Source organism: Levilactobacillus namurensis DSM 19117, from assembly GCF_001434785.1.
Lineage (GTDB): Bacteria > Bacillota > Bacilli > Lactobacillales > Lactobacillaceae > Levilactobacillus > Levilactobacillus namurensis.
The window spans coordinates 49,352-55,637 of sequence record NZ_AZDT01000019.1; the positions used below are offsets into that span (position 1 = coordinate 49,352).

The 6,286-nt window shown below is 53.7% G+C and carries 6 protein-coding genes; 3 read left to right on the forward strand and 3 right to left on the reverse strand.

Annotated elements, in window-relative coordinates:
* The first annotated feature begins 446 nt into the window (after positions 1–446).
* From FD30_RS04075 to FD30_RS04085, 3 genes are all read left to right on the forward strand, one after another.
* On the forward strand, positions 447–2,393 hold the full coding sequence (locus FD30_RS04075) for a heavy metal translocating P-type ATPase (RefSeq protein WP_082604796.1): 1,947 nt from the start codon (positions 447–449) through the stop codon (positions 2,391–2,393).
* On the forward strand, positions 2,344–2,685 hold the full coding sequence (locus tag FD30_RS04080) for an ArsR/SmtB family transcription factor (protein ID WP_225426464.1): 342 nt from the start codon (positions 2,344–2,346) through the stop codon (positions 2,683–2,685). The genes FD30_RS04075 and FD30_RS04080 overlap by 50 nt, the downstream gene beginning before the upstream one ends.
* A gap of 177 nt (positions 2,686–2,862) precedes the next feature.
* On the forward strand, positions 2,863–4,350 hold the full coding sequence (locus FD30_RS04085) for an MFS transporter (protein WP_147000005.1): 1,488 nt from the start codon (positions 2,863–2,865) through the stop codon (positions 4,348–4,350).
* 271 nt (positions 4,351–4,621) lie between these two features.
* Here FD30_RS04085 and FD30_RS04090 read toward each other — a convergent pair whose 3' ends face one another.
* The 3 genes from FD30_RS04090 to FD30_RS04100 all read right to left on the reverse strand — a co-directional run bounded on the left by FD30_RS04090 (position 4,622) and on the right by FD30_RS04100 (position 5,921).
* Positions 4,622–4,975: a type II toxin-antitoxin system PemK/MazF family toxin gene (locus tag FD30_RS04090; RefSeq protein WP_056943993.1), complete on the reverse strand. Its 354-nt coding sequence runs from the start codon at positions 4,973–4,975 to the stop codon at positions 4,622–4,624.
* Positions 4,969–5,220, reverse strand: coding sequence for a type II toxin-antitoxin system PemI/MazE family antitoxin (mazE, locus tag FD30_RS04095; RefSeq protein WP_056943994.1), 252 nt, complete (start codon positions 5,218–5,220; stop codon positions 4,969–4,971). Before mazE ends, FD30_RS04090 begins: the two co-directional genes overlap by 7 nt.
* Before the next feature lie 140 nt (positions 5,221–5,360).
* Positions 5,361–5,921 carry a hypothetical protein gene (locus FD30_RS04100; protein ID WP_024748135.1) on the reverse strand — a complete coding sequence of 187 codons (561 nt, stop codon included), beginning with the start codon at positions 5,919–5,921 and terminating at the stop codon, positions 5,361–5,363.
* Positions 5,922–6,286: the final 365 nt, after the last annotated feature.

Below are 6,286 nucleotides of genomic sequence, written 5' to 3' on the forward strand. Positions count from 1 at the left end.
TTCCTCCTCGTGGTCCCAATCCCTATAAACGATTTGTGGGCTTGCTGGCTGTGCGGTCTGTCGGGCCGGTTAATTAGTGGTCTTGGCCCATTAATTGACGGTTGGTTAAATGGTTACTATCCACAATGGGTAAAGTGGACAAATAGATTACACCCATACTGTACCATATGTGTAAAAAAACACAAGCTTAATGTATACGATTTCAATAATTATTTTATAATGAAGGATTTATGCAGGATCAGGGCAGTTAAAAGACCACAACTTGCCTATTTTAGGTTAGGTGAGTGACCTCATTAAGTCCCGTCTGATAGGATTGATTGGCTAAAGCTGAGATGATTGAAGACGTCTGATTTGGACCAATGGCGCCACCTTGACAAGGGGAGCGTCCCGTGATATGTTTAATTTAACATATGAGCATACATAAATATGAAAGTGAGGCGTTGATGATGAAGAAGCGATTAACTGCTCCCCAGACTTGGTACTGGTTGGGCCTGGTACTGTTTTTAGTCAGTTTTATCCTGCCTCAGCCGGCTCAGGCAGGCGGGTTCCTGGTGGCGGCGGTCTTGGCCGGCTACCACATTGTCGGGGAAGGCTTTGCCCACACCTATGCGGCCTCCAAGGAACAGCGGCGTTTCGTCCCTAACGTACACCTGTTGATGTCGTTGGCGGCCGTGGGAGCGGTCCTGATCGGCCACTTCGAGGAAGCCACGTTACTGATCCTGATCTTTGCGGGGGCGCACTTCCTGGAAGGGTACGCCGAGGGGAAGAGCAAGCGTGAAATCACGGCGTTGTTGGCCATGAATCCCGTGGAAGCCCGGCGACTGACGGCTGCGGGGACCGTCGACGTGGTTCCGGTCGACCAACTCAAAGTGGGTGACCGGGTCCAGGTCCTAAACGGCGACCAGGTGCCAACGGACGGCCAGGTGGTCGCGGGACGAGCGACCCTCAACGAATCGTCGATCAACGGGGAAAGCATTCCGCGCGAGAAGGGCCCGGGCGACGTCGTCTTCGGGAGTACAATCAACGGCGCGACTTCCTTTGAAATGGTGGTCACCAAGGATAGTCGAGACACGGTCTTTGCCAAGATCTTGGCGCTGGTAGAACAGTCCCAGACCACCTTGGGCAAGACGGCGACCCGGATTGAGAAGTTCGAGCCAATCTACGTGCGGACGGTCCTGGCGCTGTTGCCCGTGGTCCTCTTGGCTGGGCCACTAGTCTTCCAGTGGTCGTGGTCGTTGACCCTGTACCGGACGGTGGTCTTCTTGATTGCGGCGTCGCCCTGTGCTTTGGCGGCTGCGGCGGTCCCGGCGACCCTTTCCGGCCTGTCGAACTTAGCTAAGCGCGGCGTCCTGTTCAAGGGGGGCGCCTACCTGACCCAGTTGGCCGAACTCCAAGCCGTGGCCTTCGACAAGACCGGGACCCTGACGGTCGGCCGTCCCGAGGTCACGGACATCTACTTCACGGACGCGGTTGACCAGTCGCACCTGGTGCCCATCCTGAAGTCCATGGAAGCCCAGAGTAATCACCCGTTGGCTACGGCCATCGTGACGGCCTTCGCCGACGTTCCCAGCGTCCCGGTCACGGTGACTAATGAACTGGGGAAAGGCATCTACAGTCAGGTGGCTGGCCAGAAAATCGCCATTGCCAAACCCACTAGTTTTGCCCACCTGACACCGGATTTTCAAACCCGAATCGACCGGCTGGCGCAGGCAGGGAAGACCGTGGTGGTCGTGGCCGTCGATGACCAGCCCCAAGGCCTGTTGGCGTTGATGGACTTGCCGAACCAGGCTGCGGCCCACGCTATCGACTACTTCCAGGACCACCAGATCCACACCACCATGATCACGGGCGATGCCCAGTTGACGGGGGAAGCGGTGGCTCGCCAATTGGGGATCGATGAAGTGGCGGCCAACGTCTTACCGGAAGATAAAGCGGCCATCGTTCAGCGCCTGCAACGGACCTACCCCGTCACGGCAATGGTCGGCGATGGGGTGAACGACGCACCAGCCCTAGTCACGGCCGATATCGGCGTGGCCATGGGGGATGGGACGGACGTGGCCATCGACGTGGCGGACGTGGTCTTGATGCAAAACGACCTGGCCAAGTTAGCGGCGGCCCACCAGATTTCGGTCAAGTTGAACCGGGTGGTCTGGGAAAACATTATCTTTGCGATGGCAGTCGTGGTACTCTTAGTAGGATTAAACTTTATGGGCCTCGCCAATATTACCTGGGGCGTGGTGCTGCACGAAGGCAGTACCTTACTGGTCATCTTGAACGGGTTACGGCTGTTGCTGGTGAACCCCACGCAACCCCAGGCGCCCGTTCGAACTAGGAGTGAAAATATTGTCCAAAGAACATCTGTTGGCCGCCGCGGCGGTCCAGCTACCCGATAATCAAGAACTGACCCCGATCATTGCCATCTTCAAGGCGGTCAGTGATCCTACCCGGTTGAAGATTCTCCTGCTGATTGCGGATCAGGCGTTTAGCGTCAATGAAATCGCTGAGCGCCTGGCCATCAGCCAATCGGCCATTTCCCACCAGCTCCAGACCCTCCGCCAACTCAACTTGGTGGAAGGGGTGCGTCAGGGCAAGGAGATCCACTACCGGTTAACGGACCGGCACATCATCGACATGTACCAGTTAACGGCCAAACACGTTCGCGACCAGCAATGGGGCGCGCAGTAGCCACCCCTAAAAGGCACCGACTCCGCAGAGAGTCGGTGCCTTTTGAGGCTGGTGGCGTGATTGACAAACGGTCCCCGTAGCTCTAACATTTTAAGAATGTGACGATTAGGTTTCATAACTGACTGGGTCAACCAGTCAGGGTCATCACGGGAATCTACATAAGAGAGGAAGCTTTAGATTGTGAGTCATCAACGTAAGTTACTGATTACCTGTGCGCTGTTACTCTCCAACGCCATGGCCGGGTTAGACGGGACCATTGTCAACACGGCGCTGCCCGCCATCGTGAGCGACCTGCACGGGATTCAGTATATGGGTTGGATCGTGGCCATCTTCCTGTTAGGGATGGCGGTCGCCACGCCGTTATGGGGTAAGTTTGGTGAGAAAAAGGGGAACAAAGTGGCCTACATCACCGCGACCACTACGTTTGCGGTGGGTGCCTTGTTCCAAGGACTCGCCAGTAACATCACCTGGTTCATCATCGCCCGGGGCGTCATGGGCCTGGGGGCTGGTGGGATGAGCACTATTCCGTTTATCATCTACGCGCAGCTCTTCCAGAACCTGAAACGCCGGGCGCAGGTCATCGGGGTCACCTCCGCCAGCTTTAGTACCGCGTCCATCATTGGGCCACTGTTCGGGGGCTGGATCGTGGACACCTTCAGTTGGCACTGGGTGTTTTACATCAACCTGCCGCTGGCGCTGGTGTCGATTCTGATCGTGGCCCTGTTCTTCAAGAGCCACCTGCCGCGAAATCAAGCGGCCGTCGATTATCAGGGCGCCGCATTGATGGTTCTGGGCTTAGTGGCCATCCTGGTCGGCATCCAATTATTAGGGTCCGCACCGCTCTGGGCCACCGGCGTATTGGTGGTCGTTGGCGGCCTCCTGTTGTGGCGGATGCACCACGTGGAGGCGCAAGTCAGCGACCCCATCGTGCCGAACCGGTTGTTCCGGAATGGCAAATTAGTGGCGGACCTCTTGATCTTCGCGTTCCTCTGGGGCGCGTTCGTGGCCTTTAACATCTACGTCCCCATGTGGGCACAAGGCATCATGGGCCTCAGCGCGTTGATTGGGGGGATGACCCAGATTCCGGGGTCCGTCGCCAACTTCTTCGGGTCCGAACTGGCGCCGGCCGTCCAGCCTAAGATTGGCCGGTACGGGGTCCTGGTGATGGGGACGGCGACTTTTCTGATCACGTTCGTGGGGATGAGTTTAGTTGGTCACACCGCCAGTTACGCGTTTCTCTTGGTGATGGGCGCCTTCAACGGGTTCGGGATTGGGGTCTGCTTCACGACCCTGCAAGTCGCCGTTCAGAGTGACGTGGCCATGACCGATGTCCCGATTGCGACCTCGTTCGCCTACCTGGTCCGCATCCTGAGCCAGACGTTCATGTCGTCGATCTACGGGGTCATCTTGAGTCAGGCCCTGGCGGCCGGAGTCCGGGCCAACCACGGGCACATCACCATGGGGATGCTCAACCAGTTGAGCAATTCCCAGACGGCGGGCAATCTGCCCACGGCCTGGCTACCCAAGATGCGCCTGATCCTGTTTACGGGAATGCACCACATCATGTTAACGGCGCTGGGCTTGGTCCTGGTGGTGGTCATCTTACTGGTGGTGCTCCTCAAGCGGCAGCACGCGGTCAAGGGGATGGCGGTTAAGCAATCCTAATTAAAAAACACTAAGTTTAGCGGCATAGAAGTAACGCAACTTGGTTATATTTGCCAGGGGTTGTAAGGTTTGGGCTTCCTGACGACGGGCATATTATCGATGAATGTCATATTGGGGCGACCGTTTGTATTGGTTGAAGAGCCGGAAGTGGCTATAGCGCTCGAAGACAGCTAATTCGCAACAGTGACGAAAGCAAAACGGACGAGAAACCGAATTGGGGTTTCTCGTCCGTTTTGCTTATTTACAGGCTAGTTCACGTCACAGTCTCTTGCTAATGGTTATCGAGCTGGATCACTAATCGTATTTTATTTTGGATTTCTTCTTTTAAATCCTTTGGTAGGCGTTCTACAAACTGCCAATCTCTCTGTACGTAATCAAAAGATTTTAACTGTTCCGTATATACCGTTCCGTCTATTTTGGTTCTTTTATCTAAACTCACATGTAAAGGGTAGTCTTGACCGTTGAATTTGCCGTGTGATATAGGGACAACCCACACAAACGGTGAAGTCATTATTAACTGATTGTTACTAACAACCACGGCTGATCTTCTTTTTTGGATTTCTACTCCGGCGGATGGATCAAAATCAATGTAGATAATATCGCCATTCTTTGGTATATCTACCATAGCTCTTCTCCTACTGGTTTTGTATTTTCCCAGTCATTTAAATCATCTGCACGTTGATAAGTACCGTGCCAATCTCTAAACAAGTCGTCTAAAGAAGTAGCAATCTGTTTTGAAGGCTTGAGAATCAAATCACCATTCTCCCTTTTCTCAACTCGGTACTTAGTTCCTGGCGTAACTGCCAAGTTACTAGGGATTGTGACGACGATGGAATTCCCCTGTTTGCGAGCTTTTACATATTTTTCCATGGTCTTAGCCTCCATTCCAATAACTACTTAGATTATACCGTCTGTGAATACACTTGTGAATACATACATCGTTGTTCTGCACCGATTAAAAAAGCGTTGAGCCAATTTGCTCAGCGCTTTTTAGTTACAGTCGATTCAGGTTAGTTGGCTTTTTCAATCTTCCCTGTGGCGATCGGTAGGGTGACGTGGGCGTCGTAGGTTCCGACTTCTCCCGCGACCGTGTCTGGTAATGTAAGACTTTGGGGAACCCCGTGAATGTAGATGACCCGCTTGTCAAGTTCCAAGTCATCCGTACCGAAGGCTTCCTTGAACTTGGCTTGAAGGGCTGCTAGCGGAACGGTGATGTCGTAAGCGAAGTGGCCCTGAGCATCGGAGACTGGGTAGGTGTCGTTGGGGATGTTCATGGCTTGTGGTGCGCTATCGAAAGGCACCATGGTGGTTCCGGAGACCGCTTCGGTTTCTGGTAAGTCCACGAAACCATCGTGGTTGGCATCCTGTGCCATGGTGGCGATTTGCGCAGCTTGCCCCTCTGGGAAACCGTGGAAGTGTTCCCAGTGTTGGGTGTTGGCCGGGGTATCGAACATCTCAATGTGAATGGCGAGTTGGTCCGCATCCTGGGTGAACGTGGCTTCACCGTGAGCGCTAGTGCCAATCCCGTCAGCGTTTAACGGTACAATCTTCGCAACGTATTTTTGAGTCATTTAAAATTCCTCCTTAGCTCCGTCTTAAACGGTTCCAGTATAGCGACTTTAATCGGTTGTGTAAAAGATAATGGCTTATGATATAACCTGTTTCACGTGAAACAAATTGAAAATGAGCCAACCCCTGAGTTAGCGGTGTCAGGACTGGAATCGCTAGTGGGGATTGGGAGTATAAATATTTTTATAAAGGGGGCTGATTTTCCAGGGGGTCTATTGTATAATCGCGGTGACGCCGGATTAACGGGCGGCGGCCAGCCACAGGTGGGGGCGAACGCAACAAAAGTGCTAATTGCGTTCATAATTGATTTAGGGAGATTGTAAAATATAACCGAACACTTGTAGACAAAAAAGCCCATAGAGGCCTT

Coding starts and splice junctions, on each gene's coding strand:
- FD30_RS04075 (WP_082604796.1), top strand. CDS start 447: ATGAAGAAGCGATTAACTGCTCCCCAGACTTGGTACTGGTTGGGCCTG.
- FD30_RS04090 (WP_056943993.1), bottom strand. CDS start 4,975: ATGGTAGATATACCAAAGAATGGCGATATTATCTACATTGATTTTGAT.
- mazE (WP_056943994.1), bottom strand. CDS start 5,220: ATGGAAAAATATGTAAAAGCTCGCAAACAGGGGAATTCCATCGTCGTC.
- FD30_RS04100 (WP_024748135.1), bottom strand. CDS start 5,921: ATGACTCAAAAATACGTTGCGAAGATTGTACCGTTAAACGCTGACGGG.